Raw genomic sequence first — 21,997 nt, 5'->3', positions numbered from 1 at the left:
CTGTCACCCGCCCTTCGGGCATGCCCGTATCGCTCCGGATGCTCTTGGGACACCAGAATGTGAGCAGCTTCAAGTTATCGGTATGTCAGTCAGAATGGAGAGAGATAAAGGTTGTCACAAAATTAACATTAAAGTAACAATGCAACCCATGAGAATGATGCGGCTCAGCAACACCTCTCTCATCCCTTTTTGCCTGTATGGCTGCTGCGAAGAACCAGGGTAGACATCTACCCTGGTATTTTTTATTTCTGGTTCAACAAGTTGGCTGCATTGCCATATTCCAGCTCGCCCAGCCTGAACAGGCAGAACTCCCCGGGCACCATCTTCACCCAATTCTCGTTGCCGGTGAGCGGCCGGGTGGCGATCAGGGTCACCACATCGTTCGGCGTGGTTTCACTCTGAAAGTCGATGGCCACATCCTCATCCAGCAGACGGGCTTCGCCAAAGGGAGCCCTGCGCGTCAACCAGTAAAGGTTGTTGCTGCAATAGGTCATCACGAACTCTCCGTCCGACAGCAGCATGTTGAACACCCCGAGCCCGCGCAGCTCGTCGCACAGGGTCGCGAGGTAGCGGAACATGGCGGGGAAATTTGCCGGCCGTTTGGGGTACTTGTGCTCCAGCCTGTCGAGCAGCCAGCAGAAGGCGTGCTCGCTGTCGGTGTCGCCTACCGGGCGGTGCCGCCCCGTGGGCAGCCTCTTGTAACCGGTCAACTGGCCATTGTGGGCAAAGGTCCAGTAACGGCCCCACAGTTCGCGGGTAAAGGGGTGGGTGTTTTCCAGGGAGACACACCCCCGGTTCGCCTGCCGGATATGGCTGACCACGGCACGGCTCTTGATGGGCAGTGCCTGGACCAGCTTGGCGATGGGAGACTGGGCACTGGGTTCGGGATCCTTGAAGGTGCGAAAACCCCGCCCCTCATAGAAGGTGATCCCCCAGCCATCCTTGTGGGGACCTGTCTTGCCTCCCCGCAGCATCAGCCCGGTAAAGCTGAAGCAGATGTCGGTCGGCACATTGGCACTCATGCCGAGCAGTTCGCACATATACCATCCACTCCCTGAATGTCTTGACTCTGGTTTCGTCAATCAACCGTCACGGCTGGACGAGAGGGCCGGTATGGTCACCCATCCCCCCTCTCAATCCCGGATCGTTGATTACTTGGCCATCTCTTTTTCAACCAGCTGGATCAGGATGTGGATCACCTTGATGTGCACTTCCTGGATGCGGTCGGCATAACCGAAGTGCGGCACACGGATCTCCACATCGGCCAGACCAGCCATCTTGCCGCCGTCCTTGCCGGTCAGGGCAATCACCTTCATCCCTTTGGCACGGGCCGCCTCGATGGCTTTGAGGATGTTGCCGGAGTTGCCGCTGGTGGAGATGCCGAGCAGCACGTCACCACGGCGGCCGACGGCCTCCACATAGCGGGAGAAGACATAGTCATAGCCAAAGTCGTTGGAGACGCAGGAGAGGTGGCTGGGATCGGAGATGGCGATGCCGGCATAGCCTGGGCGGTTCTCGCGATAACGACCGGTCAGCTCTTCGGCAAAGTGCATGGCATCGCAGTGGGAGCCGCCGTTGCCGCAGGAGAGTACCTTGCCTTCCTGCTTGAAGGAGTCGGCGAGCAGCCTGGCCGCCGCCTCGATGTTTTTCAGATTTTGCTCATCTGCCAGGAACGCCTGAAGCACGCTGGCAGCCTCGGTCAACTCGTTGCGGATCAGTTCTTGGTACATGGTTCTTGAAATCTCGTCGTCCAACATAGGGTGGCGGCATTGTCGCACAAGCCAGTCCAATCGTCGCCCCCCGCCCGCCAAGATGGGGCGGGCAGCGCGTTATGGAGATCACAGAGCCAAGGTAACAGGCTTGTAAACAGCTTGATAAGTTTGTGCGTATGAATTACAACAGGGGCCATATCCAACAGGTCAGACCTCTGGATCAGTTAACGCCAATTTCCCAACCTCGGCAATTCATGCAAGGAGCAAACAATGACGACGACCCTCACTCTGCTCGGGGTGATCCTGGTGATCGGCGCCATGGCCTATCGCCGTGCGTCCCTGTTCACCGCCACGCTTGCCACGGCCGCCGCCCTGGTCGCCGGCACCTTCTATGGCCATGTACCCCTGCTGGTGTGGGCGCTGTTCGCGGTGATAGCCCTGCCCCTCAATCTGGTGGAGTTTCGCCGTAACCAGCTGACCAAGCCGCTGTTCAAGATCTACAAGTCCATCATGCCGGAGATGTCCCGAACCGAGAAGGAAGCAATCGAAGCGGGGACGACCTGGTGGGAAGCGGATCTGTTTGCCGGCAACCCTGACTGGAAGAAGCTGCACGCCATTCCGGTGAGCACCCTCAGCGCCGAGGAGCAGGCCTTCATGGACGGCCCGGTTGAAGAAGTGTGCCGCATGGTCAACGACTGGGAAGTGACCCACGAGCGTGCCGATCTCTCTCCCGAGGTGTGGCAATACCTGAAGGACAACAAGTTCTTCGCCATGATCATCAAGAAGAAATATGGCGGGCTGGAGTTCTCCGCCTACGCCCAGTCCTGCGTGCTGCAAAAGCTGTGCGGCGCCAGCGCCGTGCTCGCCTCCACCGTCGGCGTTCCCAACTCCTTAGGGCCGGGTGAGCTGCTGCAACACTACGGTACTGACGAGCAGAAGGATTACTACCTGCCCCGTCTGGCTGTCGGCAAGGAGATCCCCTGTTTCGCCCTGACCAGCCCGGAAGCGGGTTCTGATGCGGGCTCGATTCCCGACTTCGGCATCGTCTGCAAAGGCGAGTGGGAAGGGGAAGAGGTGCTCGGCATGCGCCTGACCTGGAACAAGCGCTACATTACCCTGGCTCCCATCGCCACCGTACTCGGCCTCGCCTTCAAGCTGCGTGACCCTGACCACCTGCTGGGTGAGGAAGAAGAGCTCGGCATTACCTGCGCCCTCATTCCGACCCACATCAAGGGGGTCGACATCGGCCGTCGCCACTTCCCGCTCAACGTGCCGTTCCAGAACGGCCCGACCCGCGGCAAGGACGTGTTTGTACCGCTCGACTTCATCATCGGCGGTCCGGCCATGGCCGGTCAGGGCTGGCGCATGCTGGTGGAGTGTCTCTCCGTCGGCCGCGGCATCACCCTGCCCTCCAACAGCACGGGCGGCGTCAAGATGCTGGCCCTGGCCACCGGAGCCTACAGCCGCATCCGTCGCCAGTTCAAGCTGCCGATAGGCAAGATGGAAGGGATTGAAGAGCCGCTGGCACGCCTGGGTGGCAACGCCTACATCATGGGCGCCGCCGCCAAACTGACGGTCACCGGCATCGATCTCGGTGAAAAACCCTCGGTCATCTCCGCCATCGTCAAGTACCACCTCACCGACCGCGCCCAGAAGTGCATCATTGATGCCATGGATATCCATGGCGGCAAGGCCATCTGCATGGGGCCGAACAACTATCTGGCCCGTGGCTATCAGGGGGCGCCCATCGCCGTGACCGTCGAAGGAGCCAATATCCTGACCCGCAGCATGATCATTTACGGTCAGGGAGCCATCCGTTGCCACCCCTACGTGTTGCCGGAGATGCTGGCAGCCAGCCACCCCGACAAAGAGCAGGCGCTGAAAGATTTCGACAAGGCGATGTTCAGCCACGTGGGCTTTGCCATCAGCAACCTGGTGCGCAGCTTCTGGCTGGGGCTGACCAGTGCCCGCTTCGCCGCCGCGCCCTACAAGGATCAGACCAAGGGCTACTATCAGCAACTATCCCGCCTCTCCGCCAACCTGGCCTTCCTGTCAGACATGGCGATGGGCACCCTGGGTGGCGAGCTCAAGCGCAAAGAGCGGGTCTCTGCCCGCCTTGGCGATGTGCTGAGCCAGCTCTATCTGGCCTCCAGCGCCCTCAAGCGCTATCAGGATGAAGGACGCCAGCAGGCCGACCTGCCGCTGCTGCACTGGGCACTGCAAGACGCCCTGTTCAAGGCTCAGGAAGCGATCGACGAGTTGCTGCGCAACTTCCCGAACCGCTGGATTGGTCTGGCCCTGCGCGCCATCGTGCTGCCCCTTGGTCGCGACCTGAAGCGTCCCTCCGACAAGCTCGACAGCCAGGTGGCCCGCCTGCTCCAGGTGCCAAGTGCCACTCGCAGCCGTCTGGCCGAGGGCCAATATCTGACGCGCGAGGAGGGCAACCCCTTCGGGCTGCTGGAACAGGCGCTGGACGATGTGCTGACCGCAGAGCCGCTGTTTGACAAGGTGTGCAAAGCCGAAGGGAGCAAACGCCCCTTCACCCAGCTCGACAAGGTGGCAGAGGCGGGCCTGAGCCTCGGTGTCATCAACCAGGCCGAAGCGGACCTGCTGCGGCGCGCCGAGGAGAGTCGCCTTCGCACCATCAACGTCGATGACTTCGATCCCGTCGACCTGGTGGCCAACAAGGCACTGTTTGAAGCCTCCGCCTATCACAGGGCAGCTTGATGCCTCTGATGCCAGAACGCCTCCCTTGTGGAGGCGTTTTTCATGAAAGGGCTGGTGGATGGCATTCGATACGAAGAAAGAGAAACCGACTGGATCATATTTTGGATATCAATCCGTTTCCTATATTGAATGAAGCGGTTAAGGTAAGCACAGGATCACACACAGGATTGCATAATGGATGATCAAATCCTGATTATTGATGATGAAGATCTTCCCCAATCAGCACCGCGTCCCGCCGGCTGGAAGGTGATGATAGTGGACGATGAACCCGAAGTGCATCGCATCACCAAAATCACCCTGAACAAGTTTGAATTCGACGGCAAGCCGATCGATTTTCTGCACGCCTACTCTGCGGCTGAAGCCAAAGCCTTGCTCGCCCTCACCCCGGATGTCGCCCTGCTGCTGCTCGACGTCGTCATGGAGGTCGACCATGCCGGTCTCGAGGTGGTCAAGTTCGTGCGCGACGAGCTGCAAAACAAGATGGTGCGCATCGTGCTGCGAACCGGTCAGCCCGGCCAGGCCCCGGAAGATGACGTGGTGACAAACTACGACATCAACGACTACAAAGACAAGACCGAGCTCACCTCCCAGAAACTGCGCACCCTGCTGCGCGCCAGCCTGCGCTCTTACCGGGACATCCGAACCCTTGAGAGCAATCGACAGGGCTGGAGAAGGTCATCGAGGCGTCCAAGGGGATCTTCGAGCAGCGTGCCCTGCGCCAGTTCGTCGAAGGAGCCCAGACCCAGCTCAGCGCCCTGCTCAATCTGGAAGAGTCCCAGATTTACGATGTGAAGCACTTGGCGTATGAGGTGCGGGATCAGGTGCTCGAGCCTCTGCTCAGCGATGGTCCCATGCTGCGCCTCGTCGATGCGCCGGAAATCCTGCGCTGTGCCATGGCCAAGGGAGCCAATGTCTACGATGGCAACCAGATGGTGCTCTATTGCCAGAATGCCCGTCATCACCTGCTGTTCCACATCGAGACCACTCGCCCGCTCAGCCAGATGGATACCGGGCTGCTGAGCCTGTTCACCGAAAACATCATAGTGGCGCTGGAGAATATCCGGCTCAACGAGGTGATCGGTGACAACCAGCGAGAGATCATCTATCGCATCGGCGAACTGGTGGAGAGCCGCTCGAAGGAGTCCGGCTTGCACGTCAAGCGGGTGGCCCTCTACACCGAACTGTTCTGCAAGCTGCTCGGCATGAATGAGGACAGGTGCGAGCTCATCAAACGGGCCTCTCCCCTGCACGACATCGGCAAGGTGGGGATCCCGGACGCCATCTTGCACAAACCTGGCAAACTCACTCCCGAGGAGTGGGAGATCATGAAAACCCACGCCCAGCTTGGGCAGGACATGCTCTCCGGCAGTGACCTGGCCCTGTTCCAGATAGGCGCCACCATCGCGGGCAACCATCACGAGAAGTGGAATGGCAGCGGCTATCCCCGCGGGTTGAAGGGAGAGGACATTCCGCTGGAAGGACGCATCGTCGCCCTGGCGGATGTGTTCGATGCTCTGGGCTCCGATCGTTGCTACAAGCAGGCCTGGCCGCTGGATCAGGTGCTGGCGCTGATCAAGGAGGAGAAAGGAGAGCACTTCGACCCCCTCCTGGTGGACCTGATGCTGGCCAATCTGGAGAAGTTCCTCGATATTCGCGAGCAGTACAAAGACATCTATATCGGCGCTCACTGATATCGGATGCACCCCATCCACTTGCCACCATGAAGAAGCCGCCCATTGGGCGGCTTCTTTGCAATGTGCGCGGAATTATTGCTCCGGCAGATTGAGATCCAGTTTGGGGGTTGCTGGCGTCTCTTCAAGTTGCGCCTTCTGCGCCGCCATCGCCTTGTGCAGAGTGCGGCGCTTTTGCAGCAGAATGAAACCACCCGCCCCCAGCAAGAGCAGCAACACGCCACCTCCCCCCAGCGCCCAGGGCAGCCAGACCGGACTCTCCCGCTCCTCGAACCGGTCGGGGGTGGCGGCGGATGCGGGCATGGCCGCAGAGGGTGCGGGAGGGGGGGGAGGCGTTGCTATGGTGAACGACTTGGCCGGCAATTGCAGTTGCACCTCGCGACCGAGCCGGGTTGTTCCAAAGAGGGTGGCCTCCACCTTGTACTGCCCTGCCGCCTTGAGGGCGGAGAGATCCACGCCAAAACGCGGTGCTGTCGCCACCTCGTTGAACGTCATGCTACTGCCGCCGCCGTCGATGGCCTTGCCCTGGATGACCACGGAGGCGGGATCCAGTTCATCCACATCGATGACCAGAGAGAGCTTGGCTCCCCCCTCCCCGGAGGGGGGATTCAGGGAATAGCTGACCGGCCAGGGGTAGAGCAGCACCTGCTGTGACTGGGCTCGTGAGAAGACCTCATTGCCGGTGCTGAAGAGGGCTCGGTATTTTCCCGCAGGGACGTCCAGTACCGCCTCGGCGGTCAAGATACCGTCCCCCGGCACTTCGTCCACCCCCTTGCCATCATCCATGTAGCGTCCCAGGGTCTCCTCGAACACGGGATCGCTACTCTGGCTGGCATCGTTGAACTGCTGCAGCTTGACGGTCATGCCCAGATCGGTGAGGTAGTAACCCGCCCCAGGCGCCGCGCCATCGATCAGCAGACGGGATTGCAGTTTGACACGCTCACCCTGATAGAGGCGGGCCGGCAGCGGCTCGCTCTCGACCTGGATGTCGGTGAGCAGGCGCACCCGATTGTCGGGGTCCACCTCTCCGATCGCCTGCCAGGGGCCGGGTATGGGGTCGCGGATGGTGATGAGATCCTGATCCTTGAGGGGCAACCAGCCCACGTCGGGCGGCTTGACCTTGCCCACATAGAGCTTGCTGCCATCGGGCCGCACCAAGATCACCGAAGGCGTCCCCGGCTTGCGCTTGATGATGAAGGTGATCTCCTTCACGCCGTAATCGATGCGAAAGCGGTTGTCGAGCAGAGGAATGTCGGAAGGCGCAAACACCTCGTTGGCCGCGGCCGGGAGGGAGGCCAGCAGCAGCAGCCCCCAAAGCGATCTCATTGCCGCCACAGGCAGGCACCTCCTTTTTTCTGTACCAGATCCAGCCTCGCTTCATGGACAGCCGCCACCTCGTCGCTCGCGCGAACCACCCTGAGCGGCGGGCGATTGCTCTCCAGACGACGAATGCCGGTATCCTGGCTGGTCTCGCTCTCGCTGGTTTCGCTCGCCAGATTGAGTTTGGTCTGGCCACCCGTCATCAGGAGGTAGACGTCCGCCAGGATCTCCGCATCAAGCAAGGCGCCGTGCAGGGTACGGTGAGAGTTGTCGATGCCGTAGCGATCGCACAACACGTCCAGGTTGTTGCGCTTGCCCGGGAAGAGATCCCGCGCCATCGCCAGGGTATCCGTGATGCCGCAGATATCCGCCGTCTTGAAGTTCAGACCGAGCTTGCTGAACTCATAGTCCATGAAGCTCACGTCAAAGGGGGCGTTGTGGGCGATGAGCTCGGCGCCGCGAATGAACTCGATGAAATCGTCCGCTATCTGGTTGAAAGAGGGCTTGTCAGCCAGGAAAGCATCCGTGATGCCGTGCACGGCGATGGCCTCGGGGTCCACCAGCCGATCCGGCTTGATGTAGACGTGGAAATGGTTGCCGGTGAGTTTGCGGTTGATCACCTCCACACAGCCGATCTCGATGATGCGGTGCCCAAGATAGACAGGGCCGCCCGCGGTGTTCATGCCGGTGGTTTCGGTATCCAGAATGATCTGGCGATTCAGTTGGGGTGTGCTCATGATCAAATCCATGTCAAACTTCGGTTTTACTCGCTAGTTTACCCCAAGCCTCTCGCTAAAACAGATTGATTGCTCATGTTGAAACAGATTGATTTATTCACGGATGGCTCCTGCTTAGGCAACCCGGGCCCCGGCGGCTATGGTGCCGTCATGGTCTATGGCAAGCATCGCAAGGAGATCTCCGCAGGTTTTCGATTGACCACCAATAACCGGATGGAGCTGATGGCCGCCATCATGGGGCTGCGGACCCTGAACGAACCCTGCCAGGTGCGGCTTACCACCGACAGCCAGTATGTGCGCCAGGGGATCACCCAATGGATCATCGGCTGGAAGAAGAAGGGCTGGATGACCGCCAACCGTCAGCCGGTCAAGAACGTCGATCTCTGGCAGGCCCTGGATGCGGAAGTGGCCCGTCACCAGATCGAATGGCTCTGGGTGAAAGGACACTCGGGCCACCCGGAAAACGAACGCTGTGACGAGCTTGCCCGTGAGGCCGCCAGCGGCAAGCAGCTTGCCGAAGACAGCGGCTACCAGCCCTGATGCCCGCTAGCCGCCCTGGCGCGCCATTCCTGGCGCGGCCATCGACTCCGGCAGCCGCCAGCGGCGACGCACCGGAGTAACGGGGAAACGCCGCTTGCGGGCGGCAATCACGTAAACAGACGCCAGGGAGCGGCAATAGTCCCGCCCCAGACTCTCCCGCCACCAGCCGATCTTGCTCTGCCTGCCCATGAAGGAGAAACCGAACCGCTCGTCGAACATCACCTCGCAGCCGAGCAGTTGCAGCCAGTCGGTCACCCGTGCGGGCGTGAACATGCGGGCAGACCAGGGCAGATGCCGCCGCATGAAGGGCAGATAGTGGCCCAACCCCACCAGGCTGAGCGGGTTGTAACCGCTGACAATGAGCCAGCCATCGTCGGTCAGCACCCGTTCTGCCTCCCGCAGCACCTGATGAGGATCCGGCGAGAAATCGAGGCAGTGAGCCAGCAGGCAGGCATCCACGCTCCCCGATCGCACCGGCAAGGCGAGCGGATCCCCCTGGATGTCCAGCAGCCGTCCGCCGGGAGCGACACCTATTTGATGGCGAATGGTGGAACAGCCGCAGGAGAGTTCGGCGCTCAGGGCTCCTATCTTGAGCAAGTGATAGCCAAAGAGGTGGGGGCACCAGTTGTCGAGGCGCTCCTGAAGCTCGGCGGCCACCCAGTCCCCCATGGGCAGTGCGGACCAACTGGTCGGAAGCGCGATCTGTTGTTCGGTACGTGCCAGTTGCATAATGGGACCAACTCGGGGCGAATGCCATCCAGTTATATAAGATCCCTTCCTTAAAGAGAACACAAGAGACCTCGACCCATGTATACCGTCATCACAGTTCCCGCCTTCAGCGACAACTACATCTGGTTGATCCGTCATGAAAATCACTGCCTGGTCGTCGATCCGGGCGAGGCCGCTCCCGTGCTGGAACGGCTGGCTGCGCTGGATCTGGTGCTGGATGCCATCCTCCTGACCCATCACCACCGCGATCACGTCGGGGGCGTATCCGAGTTGCTGCAACACTTCCCCCACGCTCGTCTCTATGGCCCCAAGCATGACCCCATGCCGGACCATCACGGCCAGTGGCTCGACGACGGGGATCAGATCAACTGGCATGGCCTGAGTCTGGATGTCCTCCATGTACCCGGTCATACCCTGGGGCACATCGCCTATTACGGCCAGGGCATGCTGTTTTGTGGCGATACCCTCTTCAGCGCCGGTTGCGGCCGTCTGTTCGAAGGTACCCCGGCACAGATGCACACTTCCCTGCAACGGCTCGCGGCACTGCCCGATGAGACCCTCCTTTATTGTGCCCATGAATACACCCTCTCCAACCTGCGTTTCGCCCATGCGGTCGAGCCCGACAACCTGGCGATCCAGCGGCAGATCGGCGTGATCAGCAAACTGCGTCAGCAGGGCCTCCCGAGTCTCCCCTCCCGGCTGGGAGATGAGCGGAATTTCAATGTTTTTCTGCGCTGCGAGCAGGACTCGGTAAAATTTTATGCTGAGAAATACGCCCTTAAATGCTTGGAAAATCCAGAGGATACCTTCGCTGTTCTGCGGGCCTGGAAGGACGTTTTTTGAACAAACCTTGATCAGGGGGGCATTGCCCCTTATGATGCGAGCTGTTTTTCCACAGATGACCTGAGCGAGATGAAGCTACGAACGGCCTTATTGGCAGCGCTGTTTCTCAGCGGCTGTCAAAACCTGAGCCATCAGGATGACCGGGCGGTAACGGCAATCGAGCCGATCAAATCCCCCCAAGTCAGCAAGAAAACGTACAAAAAACACTCTTCGCGGATGCTGTTCGGCGACGAACAGATAGAAGAGCTGGATGACACTGATAACCTGTGGGTGCGTATCAGCGATGATATGCAGCTGGACTCGCACGATAATGCCCGGGTTCGCCAACAGCGTGATTGGTTGTTGCGCAATGATAAGCATATGGCGACCATTGCCAGCCGGGCTGAGCCCTACCTGTATCTGATGGTAGAGGAAATCGAACGGCGTGAGCTGCCAATGGAGCTTATTACCATCCCCATGATCGAGAGCATGTTCGATCCCAATGCCCGCTCCCGCAGCAATGCGGTCGGTCTTTGGCAGTTCGTTCCTGCAACCGGCAAGAATTTCGGCCTGCGCCACGACAACTGGTACGACGGTCGACGCGATGTCCTGGCATCCACCAATGCTGCACTGGATTACCTGGAGTACCTGAACCGGTTCTTCGACGGTGACTGGCTGCAGACCCTGGCCGCTTACAATGCCGGTGAAGGTCGGGTGCGCAACGCCATCACCCGCAACGAACGGGCTGGTCGTCCGACCGACTACTGGTCGCTGGACCTGCCCCGCGAAACCCGGATGTATGTGCCCAAGATCCTGGCCATGGCCGACATGATCCGCAATGCGGACAAATACAATGTCACCCTGCCGGTGCTGGCCAACAAGCCGCAATTGCGAACCATCAATACCGGTGGTCAGATTGATTTGAACGTGGCCGCCCAGCTGGCTGGCGTTTCCGCCTCCCAGCTCAAGGCGCTTAATCCTGCGCTCAAGCGTGGCATGACCTCACCGCAGGGCCCTTACAACCTGCTGGTCCCCGTCGAGTACGCCGACACCCTGGAGCTGGCCCTGGCCGATCTGCCCCAGCGTGAACGTACCCGTGGCGTGCGCTCCTATCAGGTCACCAGTGGTGATACGCTGTCACGGATCGCCCAGAATCACGGGGTGACCGTGCAACAGCTCAAGCTGGCCAACAACATGCGCGGCAACAACCTGCGCCGTGGCCAGAGCCTGATCATCCCCAATGGCGGGCGCGCAACCCAGGTTGCCCAGAGCAAGCCACAGCAGCTCGCCAGCCGCAGTGGTGGCAAGGTGAACTATCAGGTGCGCTCCGGTGACAACCTGTGGAGCATCAGCCAGGCACACGGGGTCACCCACGCCGACCTGGCCAAGTGGAACGGCCTGAACGCCAAGTCGGCCCTCAAGCCTGGCATGAAGCTGGTGGTCTGGCCCAAGCAGGGCAAGAGCAGCAACAAGTCCATGGTCTATCAGGTGCGCCGCGGTGATTCCCTCTCCTCCATCGCAGCCCGCTTCCAGGTCGCCGTCAACGATGTGATGCGCTGGAACCAGCTCGGCAAGAGTGACTATCTCAAGCCGGGTCAGGAGTTGACCCTGTTCGTGAAGAACAACAGCTGATCGCTCGTCGCAATCCAAAAAATACCCCGCTTGATGCGGGGTATTTTTTTGTCTGCATGAACCAGCGGCGACGCCGCTCTCCCCTGAGGGATGACTCAGGGAGTGATGGCCTGGGCCGCAAAGCGCGCCAGAATGGGGTTGTGGTCAGAGGCATCGGTAGCCGGTGAACTCACCTCCACCAGATCCAGATTGCGATAGTAGAGGTGATCCAGCGGGCGGCCAAAAGCGGTGCGACGCAGATCAGGCACAGGTATGGCCTCCTGCAGGCCAAGCTCGCCCACCAGCTTGTTCAACCAGAACGCGCGCTTGTCGCTCCAGGTGTTGAAATCGCCGCCCAGGATGACCGGCCCCTGGTGGCGATGGATCAACGCAGTCAGATCGTTGAGCTGCTCGCGGAAGGTCGCCATGCCCAGTTCGAAATTGACCGCATGGAGATTCACCACCAGCACGCCGTCAGGATCCCCCTGCAAGGGATAGAGACTGACCAGACCTGACTTGGGGATACGCAGCAGGGGTTCGGGGGAACGGACGCCACAGACAAACGCCTGCGGCGTTTTCGCCACTGTCATCACGCCAAAGGAGACACCTCCCTGGGTGAAGGCCTGCAACTGCTGCCATTGGAAATCGCCTCTCTTCAGCCAGTCCAGCATCTCGGGCCGGGTCGCCGACTCTTGCAGCAGCACCAGATCCTGGGACTTGGCATACTCATCCAGCCCTTCCCGCCAGTTCTTGCGTTGTCCCTTGTAGAGGTTCCAGACGGTGATGCCAAATTCCCTCGGCAAGGCCGTGGAGGCGAGCGCCACCAGAGGTGGTCTGTCACAGCTTGCGCCAGGTATGATACCTGCCGCAGTCACCAGATGATCTTGATCCGGTACCTCGAAGCAACCGACCAGCCCCAACGTCAGCAGGGACGTTCCCAGAATCCGATAACTATTTTTCATTGGCTAACAATCACCTGCCTCTGCAAGACGACATGGCCCTCACACAGGCCACGGTCGCCGACTAGTCTCATTATTCGTGTCCGGCCCGACTCATCCAGAAGGAGTTCAACGATGGCGAGACAGCACCAGTACCGCGTGACATTTTACGATCAACAGGGAACCTGTCATCAAGTGGAGCTTTCCACCGTCTATCAAATCAGGCGGGATCCCCAATGTGATCTCTGTCTGTTCGACACCCGGCAGTGCGTGGGGTCGGAAGAGATGCTGGAGCGCATGATACGGCAAAAAACCGGGCTTGAGCAGGAAATATCCATCATCAATGCCCGGCTCATCTGAGCAGACTCAGACCGGCACGGGGCGAGATTTGCCCTGATCGTCGATGGCCACATAGGTGAAGACGCCCTCGGTCACGCAGTACCGCTGGGCTTCGTTCTCCCGCAATACCGGCTTGACCCAGACCTCCAGTTTGAGTCGCATGGAGCTGCGACCAATCTTGAGGCAGCGACCGTAACAGCACACCACGTCACCCACCTTGACCGGGCTGTGGAAGGTCATCCCCTCCACCGAGACGGTACAGATGCGCCCTTTTGCCAGCTCCTTGGCCATGATGCCCCCACCTATATCCATCTGGGACATGATCCACCCGCCGAAGATATCGCCATTGGGGTTGGTATCGGCTGGCATTGCCAGGGTTCTCAGCAACAGCTCCCCATCGGGGTGGCGCTTGGTCTCTTCCATCATTACCGCTCTCTTTATCATGGATGGCGGCATGATAGGGGGCGATCCCCCCCTTGGCAAACCTCAATTGTCCCGGAGCGCGCGCCGTATCTGGTTTGCACGCCAGATGACCGACTCCGGGGCCCGGATGGCGACGACCCGTTCAGCCCTTCAAGGCCGCACCGTCCGCAAACCAGTGGGCCGGATCCGGCCAGCGATAGACGAAACCAAGCTGCTGGCAGATGCGCTGACCTTCGATGGGAGCAAACTCCCCCGCCGGCTCGACGAACTGCGGCGGCACCAGCCCGAGCAGGCGGCTCGCGAAGGGGTAGAGCTGCTCCCGGCGTGGGTGAACGGGGGCACTCAGATTGTAGGCATCCCCATCCTGCCCCCGGGCCAGCATCAGCTCACAGGCGGCCACCACGTCGTCCAGATGCACCAGGTTCACAGCCTGGCCTCCCCCGGCCAGCGTCTTGCCCGCCAGAAAACGGCCGGGGTGACGGTCAGGACCATAGAGTCCGGCCGGGCGCAAGATCATGGCGCAGTCAACATGCCCTTCCAGCACGGCAAGCTCGGCCGCCCGCATCCGCAAGCCTCTGTCATGGGCTGGAGCGGGCGTATCATCCTCCCCCTGTCCGGCCCCCCAGACCGAAGTCGCGCTGATAAACAGAACCCTCTGAACACCCGCCTCCCTCGCCTGTCGACACAGGCTGGCCACGGACGCCGGGTAATCACCGGTCTTGCTGGGGGGCACGCAGATCACTAGGTCATGACAACGAAAAGGCAGTGGCCCCATGTCAGGGGTGAGCAACAGCGGCCAGGCGGCAATACCCTCCCCCCGCAGCCGTTCAGCCTTTTCGGCCGTACTGACCGTCACCGCGATAGATTGCCCCTGCTCTTGCAATGCCCTGACCAGGGGCAACCCCAGCCAGCCGGCGCCCACGATACCCGTCTGATACTCAAATTCGTTCGTCATACCCGGATCCTGACAAAAAAAAAACGGCCATCCAATGATGACCGTCGAAAGTAACGAAGGAAATAGCCGGACTAACCGGTTACCTCCCACAGCGGGAAAATCGGGAGCGCACGCTCCTAATTCGTGGGCCTATCCTAGTGGCAGCGCGGTCAAAAAGCTTTGAAGCGGATCACAGTTGAAAAGGATTTCTGAAAGCGCTTTCACTGTTTTGCAAAAAAGTCGACCCGCACGGGGCCAACTTCATGACTCAGGCCACAGATTCCCGCCGTACCAGTTCGGCTTCGAATTTGAGCGCCAGCCCCTCTACCGGCTTGTGATCCAGCAGCCTCAGGGCCAGCTCAGCGGCCCGCTCTCCCATCTCCTCGATGGGGTAACGTACCGTGGTGAGCTTGGGATAGATGTATCGGGCATAGGGAATGTCATCAAAACCGACCACAGAGACCTGCTGGGGTATTTTGTAACCCCGCTCCAGCAGACAGGAGATGGCCCCCGCCACCATGGCATCGTTGAAACCCAGCACAGCGCTGAACTCGACGCCGCGCGCCAGCAGCTCGCTCATGGCCACATAGCCACCTTTTTCGTCGGCATAGGCACGGCCGATGAGGGCAGGATCCAGCTCGATACCTGCCCGTTGCAGGGCGAAGCGATAGCCGGCCATCCGCTGCTGACCATCCACAAACTCCTCGTCATCGGAGGTGACGAAGGCAATCTTGCGATGTCCCGCGTCCAGCAGATGCTGGCAAGCCGTGGTGATGCCGGCCTGGTTGTCCAGCCAGACGCAGCGATCCTCGCAGCCTGGCACCTGACGGTTGATGAAGACGATGGGGGTCGTGCCCGACGCCAGCTCGCTGAGCTCTTCGTCAGGCAGCGCCTTGCTGTGAAGGATAAGGGCATCACACTGGCGCTGCAGCAGCGCCTGGATGGCGTGCCGCTCACGGGTCGCGTCGTGGTTGCCGGACACCACGATGGTGAACTTGTTCGCCTTGTCGACCATGCTTTCGATGCCGCGCATCATCTGGGCGAAGAAGGGGCCGCCACACAGATCCCCCACCAGCACACCGATACAGTTGGAGCGCTTGCTCACCAGGGCCTGGGCGAAGCTGTTTGGACGAAAGCTGAGCTCCTTCATGGCCGCGAGGACAGCCTCGCGCTTCTCGGGCGCCACCTGCGCCGTGTTGTTGATCACTCGAGACACTGTCGAAATGGAGACATTCGCCAGCTGAGACACATCTTTGATCGTTGCCACTCTCGATTCCTTTGTTGGAAAAGCCTGTCAGTGATTATCGGGCATTGTATCGAACCTGACAGACCAAGACGCGGCGCCCGATCACCTGGCAGGTTTCCTTTTGTAACAAAGCTTAAGGGATGATAACCATTTTGGGGCAAGAATGGGAGGCCGCCGCCACAACGACTGCCCCCCGAACTCAATAGGCGTGATTCAGCTCGCGTTCCGACATAAAACGCAAAGGCTGCTGCAGCTTGTGTTGATAGATGAGATCGAAAGAGAGCACGTTCTGGACATAGTTGCGCGTCTCCCGATAGGGGATGCTCTCCACCCAGACATCCATCGGCTTGTTGTCGCTCTGCTCGCGCCAGCGCTTGACCCGGCCAGGACCCGCATTGTAAGCCGCCGCCGCAAGGATCCGGTTGCCGTCATACACATCCAGCAGGCGCTTGAGGTAGGCGCTGCCAAGACGAATGTTCATGGCCGGGTCGAACAGTTGCTGCTCGTTGCGATAGGGCACCCCAAGCTTGCCGGCCGTCTCTTTCGCGGTGGCAGGCATCAGCTGCATCAACCCCCTCGCCCCGACCGGTGACTGGGCCAGGGGATAGAGTGCGCTCTCCTGACGGGAGATGGCGTAGAGCAGACTGGTGTTCATGGTGCGCTCTTGTGCCATCTGGGAGAAGGTGCGCTTGAGGGGCAGTGGGAAGCGCAGGTCCAGCGCATCCCAGGCCTCGGCACGGATGCTGGAGAGGATCGCCAGCTCGTGCCAGCCCTGGTTGAGGGCGATGTGGCCAAACTCCAGGCGCTGGGCCACGCTGTTGCGATCCATGTTGTGGATCCACTCAGAGCGGGCCGCCGTGATCTCGTTCATCGCCAGCAGTTCACGCACCCGCAGCAGGAAGGGCCAGCGGCGGCTGGCACTTTGCCAGTCCGGCACCTTGTGCGCCACGCTCTGGTTCTTCATGCGATAGGGCACACCGGTGCGCTGGGCCGCCATGAAGCCGTAGAAGCCGCGCAGGTTCGCAGTCTCGAGATAGAGGTCCCGCGCCGGTTTCTGCCGCCCCTGTTTCTCCAGCGAGCGCGCCATCCAGTAACGCCAGCGATCCTCTTTTTGCAGCCCCATGGGCATCCGCTTGACCCAGCCTTCGAGACCGTGCCAATCCTGCTCCCAGATGGCAAGACGGGCCCGCAGCTCCACCAGCTCCGGATCCTTGAGCCGCACCAGGGCCGTATCCAGCCAGGCGCGCTGGTCAGAAGAGCGGTCCAGTAACAGGCGGCGGGCGGCCGCCTTCTCCACCCGACTCACCTCGGCATGGTTCAGGCCGAAGCGACGGGTCATCTCCCCCAGCTGGCGCAGAACCGCGTCGGGCTCCTGGTTGGCGTAGCGGGCCAGCCCCAGGGAGAGCAGATGCCGCGACGGGGGCGCCGCCGTGAAGTTGGCCGGATTCATCGCCCGCACGGGTTGGTCATACAGGGCGATCATCTGATCGCCATACCCCTTCATGCCGCTGCCGAGCTGGGCCCCGAGGTGGCGAATGAGGTTGGGGTTCTGGGCCTCGAAAGCCAGGTTCATGCGCTCCCAGATCTTCTCCTGAGTGCGCAGACCCGCCTGCTGCCAGAGCTGGAACAGGGGATCGCAGGCATCAGGCCTGGATTGACCGCTTAACCAGAGCTTGCCTGCCTCCTGCAGGGCTTCACTCTGGTGCCCCGTGTAGTAGCGGGCCTGATAGTGCTGACAGAGCAGATCGGTGGAGCTTGGCTTGGCCGGATAGAAGCGCAGGAACTGGGACCACTGCTGGCTCTGGGCAAGATAGGTGAGATAGCTGCGCTCGAGCCGGTTGGACTGGGGGGTGTCCCCGTGCTGGCGGATGAAGCGGGTCACATCGTTGTAGTCTGCCGCCCCGGGACGGAACGCAAGCTGGTAGTAATCCAGATAGGGCAGCAGTGGATAGTGGATCAGGCGTGCCCGAAGCTGGCTGAATTTGACCTGATCATTGGCACGCACGGCCTCATGGGCCTGGCGATAGAGAGACTGCTCCATGGTCTGCGCGAAGGTAGGAGCCAACAGCCCCGGCATCCAGAGCGCAGACAAGATGATTCCCTGCACGACTTTCACGAATGGCATTCTCCCCTTGAAGGCATAACCACCGCCAAAGGGCGGTGGTGACATACCTTCATTCTACCCGCTAAGCACGGGGGCTACGCCACACTATTTTTATCGGTGCAGACGGGGCGATCACCGCGTACCTGGCGGCTGACATAGCGTTCAAGGTAGGGAACAGGGAGCGGCTTGGAGGCGAGGTATCCCTGGAAGAAATGGCAGCCCTGCGCCTGCAGAAACTCCAGTTGCTGGCGGGACTCCACCCCCTCCGCCGTCACGTTGAACCCCATGTGGCGGGCCATGGCGATCACGGCCTCGACGATAGCCATGTTGTCACCATCCTTGGGAATGTCCTGGATGAAAGAGCGGTCGATCTTGAGTTCGTCAGCCGGCAGCCGCTTGAGGTAGCTCAGGGAAGAGTACCCCGCCCCGAAGTCGTCGATGGCAAAGCTGATGCCCAGGGTCTTGAGTTCCGCCATCTTGCTGATGGTGTCTTCCGCATGACCCAGCACCACCGACTCGGTGATCTCCAGGTTGAGGCAGGCGGGATCCATGCCGGTGGCCGCCAGCACATCGTGAATGCGATCGACAAAGTCGGGAGCATGGAACTGTTTGGCGCTCACGTTGACCGAGAGCTGGGGGACGTGGATCCCGTTCTCCTCCCAGGAGACGTACTGGGTACAGGCTTCGTGCAATACCCAGTTGCCGATGTCGACAATGAGATCCGTCTCCTCGGCAATGGGGATGAACTCGGCAGGCGACACCAGGGCACGCCCGGGGGGTTGCCAGCGGATCAGCGCCTCGACACCGATGATCTCTCCCTCCGCCACCATGTGCTGGGGCTGGTAGTGGAGAGTCAGCTCCCCATTGTCGAGGGCACTGCGCAGCTCGTTGTGAATGTGCAGACGCCGGTCGGCCTGCAACTGCATGGAGGCATCAAAGAAGCGCCGGGTCTTGCGGCCCGCCGATTTCGCCTGATACATGGCGGTGTCAGCCTGCTTGAGCAGATCCCCCGCCTCCTGCTCCCGACCGGGGAAGAGGGTGATGCCGACACTGGCGCCGATGTGCAGCACCTGGCCTCTGAAATCATAGGGGGCGGCGATCTCCCCGATCAGCCGCTCCGCGATGAGATCGGCCTGCATCTCCGCCTGGGGCGGGCTGATGGAGAGCGCTGGCAGCAACAACACGAACTCGTCGCCGCCGAGACGGGCCAGACAATCCCCCTGGCGCACCAGCCGCTTGAGACGGCTGGCCACCTCCTTGAGCAGCCAGTCGCCGGTGGCGTGACCCAGGGAATCATTGATGGTCTTGAAGTGGTCGAGATCGATGAACAGCAGGGCCCCGATGAGGTGACTGCGATTTGCATCGGTGAACGCCTGGGTCAGGGTTTCGTGCAGCTGACGGCGATTGGGCAGGCCGGTCAGCTCGTCATAGAAGGCGAGATCCTGAATGCGGCGCTCCGCCGCCTTGCGCTCGGAAATATCCTCGAAGAAGATGACATAGTGGCTGATCCCCCCCTTCTCATCCTGCACCGGCGTGACGATCTCCCACTGGGGATAGGCGTGACCGTCGGCGTGCAGGCGCAGGGTTTCCCCCTGCCAGCGATCCAGGGCGTTGAGCTCGTAACCCAGCCCTCCCAACCCCGACCAGAGATCGTTACCAAGATGCAAACCAATCACCCCCTGGTTGTCAAAGCCGGTGATCTGGCTGAAGGCGTAATTGACCCGCAGGATCTTGAACTCGGGATCCGTGATGATGATCCCTTCGTGAGTTTCAAAGGCCACCGCAGACAGCCGCATCAGGGCATCGCTTTGCAGGCGCTCCAGCTCGGCCACCATGCGCACCGAGAAGATGGTCAGGACAGAGTCCAGATCCGTGGTCCGGGTCTGGCTCGGGAACAGCAGGGCGAGATGACCCAGGATCTGACCGTTGCGATCGAGCAGCGGCTGGGCGTAATAGTGCTGGCACGGGGGCAGGTCGGGATACCCGGTCAGGGGTTCACTCACGGGGACCGCGCAGGAGGACCCCTGGCGATAGAGCTGCTGGCAGGGCATGTCACAGAGGGCATACTCCTTGACGTCGATGCCGTGGCTCGCCAGCACTCTCAGCCTGTCGAGACCAACCCGCTCCGTCAGCCAGACGGCAGTGGCTCCCAGGATATGGGCCAGCTCGTTGACCAGGGTCTGGCAAAAATCGAGCCCCGTCTTGGCGGAAAGCGCCTGCGCCAGCTTGGCCAGCAAGGGGGCCTGCAACATGGGAAGCGGCGGTGTCACGCCTGCGGGGGAGTTGGCGCGATCCATCTCGCGATGCATCATTTCGAGGGGGGCAAGCCAGCCACAACAGAGCCCCTGTGCAGGCACATACTGACCGTACCAGAGCGCGTGGTGTACCTTGCCGTCCTCATCGCGCAGGTGACCGATGAACTGGCCTGGCTGGCAGGAATCGTGGAGTCTTGCAAGAAAATCGGCGAAACCCGCTTCATCTTCCCGCTCAAGTTGGGTGGCCCAGGGGTGGGTTCCCTCCCCTGCCCAGGGTTCACAAGAGACATGATCAGACAGGCTCCATTGCCCATGCTGCCGATCATAAAACCACATCATCTGGGTGGCTTGCTGCTTCATCTACGACTCCAACCACTACAACCACGTTATCCACCCCGATTCCTGCAGAAAAGCATATCCGTTTGCGCGCATATCTCCACCGGCGCATGGCAATGATTTTGCGATGCGATGAGGCGATGTGGGTGGAGAAAATTCGAGACTATGCGGCAAAAACCAAACATCGGGTCGACACAAGGCGCTGCCGAGGGGGGACAGAAACGATCCTATTTGCTGATACTGCCTGCCTGTTTCACTGAGCTCAAGCGGTTTTTGGCATGAAACGGGAAAAGCTCACAATTTATGGACAGCGGGATTCCCAAGGGCATTTTTCGTGATATAGATCACATTTTGATTTGGCGACATGGGTAATCTGGAGGTGAAGACACAAGCAAGACGACCCGAAGGGGGCCATTATGAAAATCGAAATGACCAGTAAAATCATCGACATCACCCCAGCCATCCGCGAGCGCATTGAATCCCGTTTTGAAAAGCTCGAGCGTCTTCAGGTGCCTCTCATCACACCCCATGTGATCATCTCCAAAGAGCGTTTGATGTATATCGTCGAAGCCACTATCGGCATTCCCAACGGCAAACTGTTTGCGCAGGCAGAGCACGAGGATCTCTATGCTGCCATCACGGACCTGGGCCAGAAGCTGGAACGCCAGCTCAACCGTCACACGGAAAAACCCATCGCCCGTCGTGCCGCCGGCAAGGAAGTGCCCCAACCGGACGAAGCAGACGCCTGACAAGGTTCACCACTCATAAAGCAAAAGGCGGGTTATCCCGCCTTTTTGCATTCTACCGTGCCGTCACCCCAGCCAGCGCAGCCTGGCATCCACCCCATGCGCAAGCTCATCGAGCAGCGGCAGCATCATCAGCGGAGCCTCCTCCCTGGGGTTAGCGCCCATAGGGCGGGCCTGCCATCGCTCGCGACCCAGTGCCGAGAGGTTGTCATACACCGCGGGATCCAGCGCGGGCGTTCGGCTCACCAGTGGCGGGGAGCGCAGCGCCAGCCAGAGTCTCACATCCGTCATGCACCCGCCCTGTTGCAGACGCTCGTTGAGGCTGGTGGCATCGCTCTCTTCCACCCCGCCTTGCAGGGACGCCCGGGGCATCAGACCGAAACGGGAGCGCCAATCCATCTCACCCGACGCAGGCTTGGGCGGGGCATCAAACCAGGGCTGCTCTTCCACTGCATCAGTCAGCAGCGCCAGATGCAGCCTGAAGTCGGCACGGTCCCCCGCACGGAGATCCTGGTTGAGCCGTTGGCCCAACTGGGCCTCATCCACGAGCAAGCGGTCACGAATCGCACTGGGCAGCATGAGATAAATCTTGGAAATGAAGGTTTCATTGCTTATCGGCCATCAACCCGATCCTTTAAGCATTAAAAATCCCGGCAGAGGGGTTCACAAGCGCGACAGATCTGTTAGTATGCGCCTCGCACTTGGGGAGGGGTTCCCGAGCGGCCAAAGGGATCAGACTGTAAATCTGACGGCTCTGCCTTCGAAGGTTCGAATCCTTCTCCCTCCA

19 protein-coding genes, 1 tRNA gene and 1 pseudogene are annotated in these 21,997 nt (G+C 60.5%); 8 read left to right on the top strand and 13 right to left on the bottom strand.

The annotated features are described in order from the left end of the window. Positions 1 to 242: 242 nt before the first annotated feature. Positions 243 to 1,040 (bottom strand): class II glutamine amidotransferase, encoded by a 798-nt coding sequence (locus tag AB5Y50_RS05940; protein WP_010674143.1) that lies wholly within the window; start codon positions 1,038 to 1,040, stop codon positions 243 to 245. Between the two features lie 111 nt (positions 1,041 to 1,151). Further along, on the bottom strand, positions 1,152 to 1,730 hold the full coding sequence (gene lpcA, locus AB5Y50_RS05935; RefSeq protein WP_010674142.1) for a D-sedoheptulose 7-phosphate isomerase: 579 nt from the start codon (positions 1,728 to 1,730) through the stop codon (positions 1,152 to 1,154). Positions 1,731 to 1,982: 252 nt separating this feature from the next. Here lpcA and fadE point away from each other — a divergent pair, with 252 nt between their 5' ends. Together fadE and AB5Y50_RS05925 are read left to right on the top strand one after the other, a co-directional pair. Beyond that, positions 1,983 to 4,439, top strand: a complete 2,457-nt coding sequence (fadE, locus tag AB5Y50_RS05930) for an acyl-CoA dehydrogenase FadE (RefSeq protein ID WP_010674141.1) — start codon at positions 1,983 to 1,985, stop codon at positions 4,437 to 4,439. Positions 4,440 to 4,613: 174 nt separating this feature from the next. Beyond that, positions 4,614 to 6,130 (top strand): annotated as a pseudogene (locus AB5Y50_RS05925) (HD domain-containing phosphohydrolase). Positions 6,131 to 6,205: 75 nt separating this feature from the next. Here AB5Y50_RS05925 and AB5Y50_RS05920 read toward each other — a convergent pair. Together AB5Y50_RS05920 and dnaQ are read right to left on the bottom strand one after the other, a co-directional pair. Next, positions 6,206 to 7,456 carry a TIGR03503 family protein gene (locus tag AB5Y50_RS05920; RefSeq protein ID WP_010674140.1) on the bottom strand — a complete coding sequence of 417 codons (1,251 nt, stop codon included), beginning with the start codon at positions 7,454 to 7,456 and terminating at the stop codon, positions 6,206 to 6,208. Beyond that, the gene (dnaQ, locus tag AB5Y50_RS05915; protein WP_010674139.1) at positions 7,453 to 8,187 is read right to left on the bottom strand and encodes a DNA polymerase III subunit epsilon; all 735 of its coding nucleotides are present in this window, start codon (positions 8,185 to 8,187) and stop codon (positions 7,453 to 7,455) included. The genes AB5Y50_RS05920 and dnaQ overlap by 4 nt, the downstream gene beginning before the upstream one ends. Positions 8,188 to 8,262: 75 nt before the next feature. On the opposite strand from dnaQ, the gene rnhA reads away from it, so the two are divergent. After that, positions 8,263 to 8,727 (top strand): ribonuclease HI, encoded by a 465-nt coding sequence (gene rnhA, locus AB5Y50_RS05910; protein ID WP_010674138.1) that lies wholly within the window; start codon positions 8,263 to 8,265, stop codon positions 8,725 to 8,727. 6 nt (positions 8,728 to 8,733) lie between these two features. On the opposite strand, the gene AB5Y50_RS05905 is transcribed toward rnhA, so the two are convergent. Continuing rightward, entirely contained in the window at positions 8,734 to 9,456 is a 723-nt protein-coding gene (locus tag AB5Y50_RS05905) for a class I SAM-dependent methyltransferase (protein WP_010674137.1), read from the bottom strand. 78 nt (positions 9,457 to 9,534) lie between these two features. Here AB5Y50_RS05905 and gloB point away from each other — a divergent pair, with 78 nt between their 5' ends. After that, entirely contained in the window at positions 9,535 to 10,299 is a 765-nt protein-coding gene (gene gloB, locus AB5Y50_RS05900) for a hydroxyacylglutathione hydrolase (protein WP_010674136.1), read from the top strand. An 87-nt stretch (positions 10,300 to 10,386) separates the two neighbouring features. On the opposite strand, the gene AB5Y50_RS05895 is transcribed toward gloB, so the two are convergent. Further along, positions 10,387 to 10,659: a hypothetical protein gene (locus AB5Y50_RS05895; RefSeq protein WP_010674135.1), complete on the bottom strand. Its 273-nt coding sequence runs from the start codon at positions 10,657 to 10,659 to the stop codon at positions 10,387 to 10,389. Here AB5Y50_RS05895 and AB5Y50_RS05890 point away from each other — a divergent pair. After that, positions 10,588 to 11,910 carry a LysM peptidoglycan-binding domain-containing protein gene (locus AB5Y50_RS05890; protein WP_223302529.1) on the top strand — a complete coding sequence of 441 codons (1,323 nt, stop codon included), beginning with the start codon at positions 10,588 to 10,590 and terminating at the stop codon, positions 11,908 to 11,910. The two genes, AB5Y50_RS05895 and AB5Y50_RS05890, sit on opposite strands and share 72 nt — an antisense overlap. A gap of 95 nt (positions 11,911 to 12,005) precedes the next feature. Here the strand turns inward: AB5Y50_RS05890 and AB5Y50_RS05885 are convergent, their stop codons facing one another. Then, positions 12,006 to 12,851 carry an endonuclease/exonuclease/phosphatase family protein gene (locus AB5Y50_RS05885; protein WP_029314263.1) on the bottom strand — a complete coding sequence of 282 codons (846 nt, stop codon included), beginning with the start codon at positions 12,849 to 12,851 and terminating at the stop codon, positions 12,006 to 12,008. A 111-nt stretch (positions 12,852 to 12,962) separates the two neighbouring features. Between AB5Y50_RS05885 and AB5Y50_RS05880 the strand changes: the two genes are divergently transcribed. Then, on the top strand, positions 12,963 to 13,187 hold the full coding sequence (locus AB5Y50_RS05880; RefSeq protein WP_010674132.1) for a hypothetical protein: 225 nt from the start codon (positions 12,963 to 12,965) through the stop codon (positions 13,185 to 13,187). Positions 13,188 to 13,193: 6 nt separating this feature from the next. Here the strand turns inward: AB5Y50_RS05880 and yciA are convergent, their stop codons facing one another. The 5 genes from yciA to AB5Y50_RS05855 form a co-directional block, all read right to left on the bottom strand. Then, on the bottom strand, positions 13,194 to 13,592 hold the full coding sequence (yciA, locus tag AB5Y50_RS05875; RefSeq protein WP_029314261.1) for an acyl-CoA thioester hydrolase YciA: 399 nt from the start codon (positions 13,590 to 13,592) through the stop codon (positions 13,194 to 13,196). Positions 13,593 to 13,731: 139 nt separating this feature from the next. Then, on the bottom strand, positions 13,732 to 14,544 hold the full coding sequence (locus AB5Y50_RS05870; protein WP_041212723.1) for an NAD-dependent epimerase/dehydratase family protein: 813 nt from the start codon (positions 14,542 to 14,544) through the stop codon (positions 13,732 to 13,734). Between the two features lie 247 nt (positions 14,545 to 14,791). Next, positions 14,792 to 15,790, bottom strand: coding sequence for a LacI family DNA-binding transcriptional regulator (locus AB5Y50_RS05865; protein WP_039038828.1), 999 nt, complete (start codon positions 15,788 to 15,790; stop codon positions 14,792 to 14,794). 178 nt (positions 15,791 to 15,968) lie between these two features. Then, complete coding sequence (locus AB5Y50_RS05860; protein WP_109112292.1) at positions 15,969 to 17,885, bottom strand: transglycosylase SLT domain-containing protein; 1,917 nt, start codon at positions 17,883 to 17,885, stop codon at positions 15,969 to 15,971. A gap of 83 nt (positions 17,886 to 17,968) precedes the next feature. Next, on the bottom strand, positions 17,969 to 20,488 hold the full coding sequence (locus tag AB5Y50_RS05855) for a bifunctional diguanylate cyclase/phosphodiesterase (RefSeq protein ID WP_052815833.1): 2,520 nt from the start codon (positions 20,486 to 20,488) through the stop codon (positions 17,969 to 17,971). A 392-nt stretch (positions 20,489 to 20,880) separates the two neighbouring features. Between AB5Y50_RS05855 and raiA the strand changes: the two genes are divergently transcribed. Continuing rightward, on the top strand, positions 20,881 to 21,213 hold the full coding sequence (raiA, locus tag AB5Y50_RS05850; protein WP_010674126.1) for a ribosome-associated translation inhibitor RaiA: 333 nt from the start codon (positions 20,881 to 20,883) through the stop codon (positions 21,211 to 21,213). A 63-nt stretch (positions 21,214 to 21,276) separates the two neighbouring features. Here the strand turns inward: raiA and AB5Y50_RS05845 are convergent, their stop codons facing one another. Further along, positions 21,277 to 21,789, bottom strand: coding sequence for a VC2046/SO_2500 family protein (locus AB5Y50_RS05845; RefSeq protein ID WP_180911558.1), 513 nt, complete (start codon positions 21,787 to 21,789; stop codon positions 21,277 to 21,279). Between the two features lie 126 nt (positions 21,790 to 21,915). Here AB5Y50_RS05845 and AB5Y50_RS05840 point away from each other — a divergent pair. Next, positions 21,916 to 21,997: transfer RNA gene (locus tag AB5Y50_RS05840), tRNA-Tyr, on the top strand.

The sequence above is a fragment of the Aeromonas sp. s6 genome (assembly GCF_040907815.1).
Classification (GTDB): domain Bacteria; phylum Pseudomonadota; class Gammaproteobacteria; order Enterobacterales; family Aeromonadaceae; genus Aeromonas; species Aeromonas caviae.
This window is presented reverse-complemented; position numbering and strand designations above follow the sequence as displayed.

Coding starts and splice junctions, on each gene's coding strand:
- dnaQ (WP_010674139.1), bottom strand. CDS start 8,187: ATGAGCACACCCCAACTGAATCGCCAGATCATTCTGGATACCGAAACC.
- yciA (WP_029314261.1), bottom strand. CDS start 13,592: ATGATGGAAGAGACCAAGCGCCACCCCGATGGGGAGCTGTTGCTGAGA.
- AB5Y50_RS05890 (WP_223302529.1), top strand. CDS start 10,588: ATGCAGCTGGACTCGCACGATAATGCCCGGGTTCGCCAACAGCGTGAT.
- AB5Y50_RS05895 (WP_010674135.1), bottom strand. CDS start 10,659: ATGCTTATCATTGCGCAACAACCAATCACGCTGTTGGCGAACCCGGGC.
- AB5Y50_RS05845 (WP_180911558.1), bottom strand. CDS start 21,789: ATGCTGCCCAGTGCGATTCGTGACCGCTTGCTCGTGGATGAGGCCCAG.
- AB5Y50_RS05880 (WP_010674132.1), top strand. CDS start 12,963: ATGGCGAGACAGCACCAGTACCGCGTGACATTTTACGATCAACAGGGA.
- raiA (WP_010674126.1), top strand. CDS start 20,881: ATGAAAATCGAAATGACCAGTAAAATCATCGACATCACCCCAGCCATC.
- AB5Y50_RS05870 (WP_041212723.1), bottom strand. CDS start 14,544: ATGACGAACGAATTTGAGTATCAGACGGGTATCGTGGGCGCCGGCTGG.
- AB5Y50_RS05905 (WP_010674137.1), bottom strand. CDS start 9,456: ATGCAACTGGCACGTACCGAACAACAGATCGCGCTTCCGACCAGTTGG.
- AB5Y50_RS05885 (WP_029314263.1), bottom strand. CDS start 12,851: ATGAAAAATAGTTATCGGATTCTGGGAACGTCCCTGCTGACGTTGGGG.
- lpcA (WP_010674142.1), bottom strand. CDS start 1,730: ATGTACCAAGAACTGATCCGCAACGAGTTGACCGAGGCTGCCAGCGTG.
- AB5Y50_RS05920 (WP_010674140.1), bottom strand. CDS start 7,456: ATGAGATCGCTTTGGGGGCTGCTGCTGCTGGCCTCCCTCCCGGCCGCG.
- AB5Y50_RS05940 (WP_010674143.1), bottom strand. CDS start 1,040: ATGTGCGAACTGCTCGGCATGAGTGCCAATGTGCCGACCGACATCTGC.
- AB5Y50_RS05855 (WP_052815833.1), bottom strand. CDS start 20,488: ATGAAGCAGCAAGCCACCCAGATGATGTGGTTTTATGATCGGCAGCAT.
- rnhA (WP_010674138.1), top strand. CDS start 8,263: ATGTTGAAACAGATTGATTTATTCACGGATGGCTCCTGCTTAGGCAAC.
- gloB (WP_010674136.1), top strand. CDS start 9,535: ATGTATACCGTCATCACAGTTCCCGCCTTCAGCGACAACTACATCTGG.
- fadE (WP_010674141.1), top strand. CDS start 1,983: ATGACGACGACCCTCACTCTGCTCGGGGTGATCCTGGTGATCGGCGCC.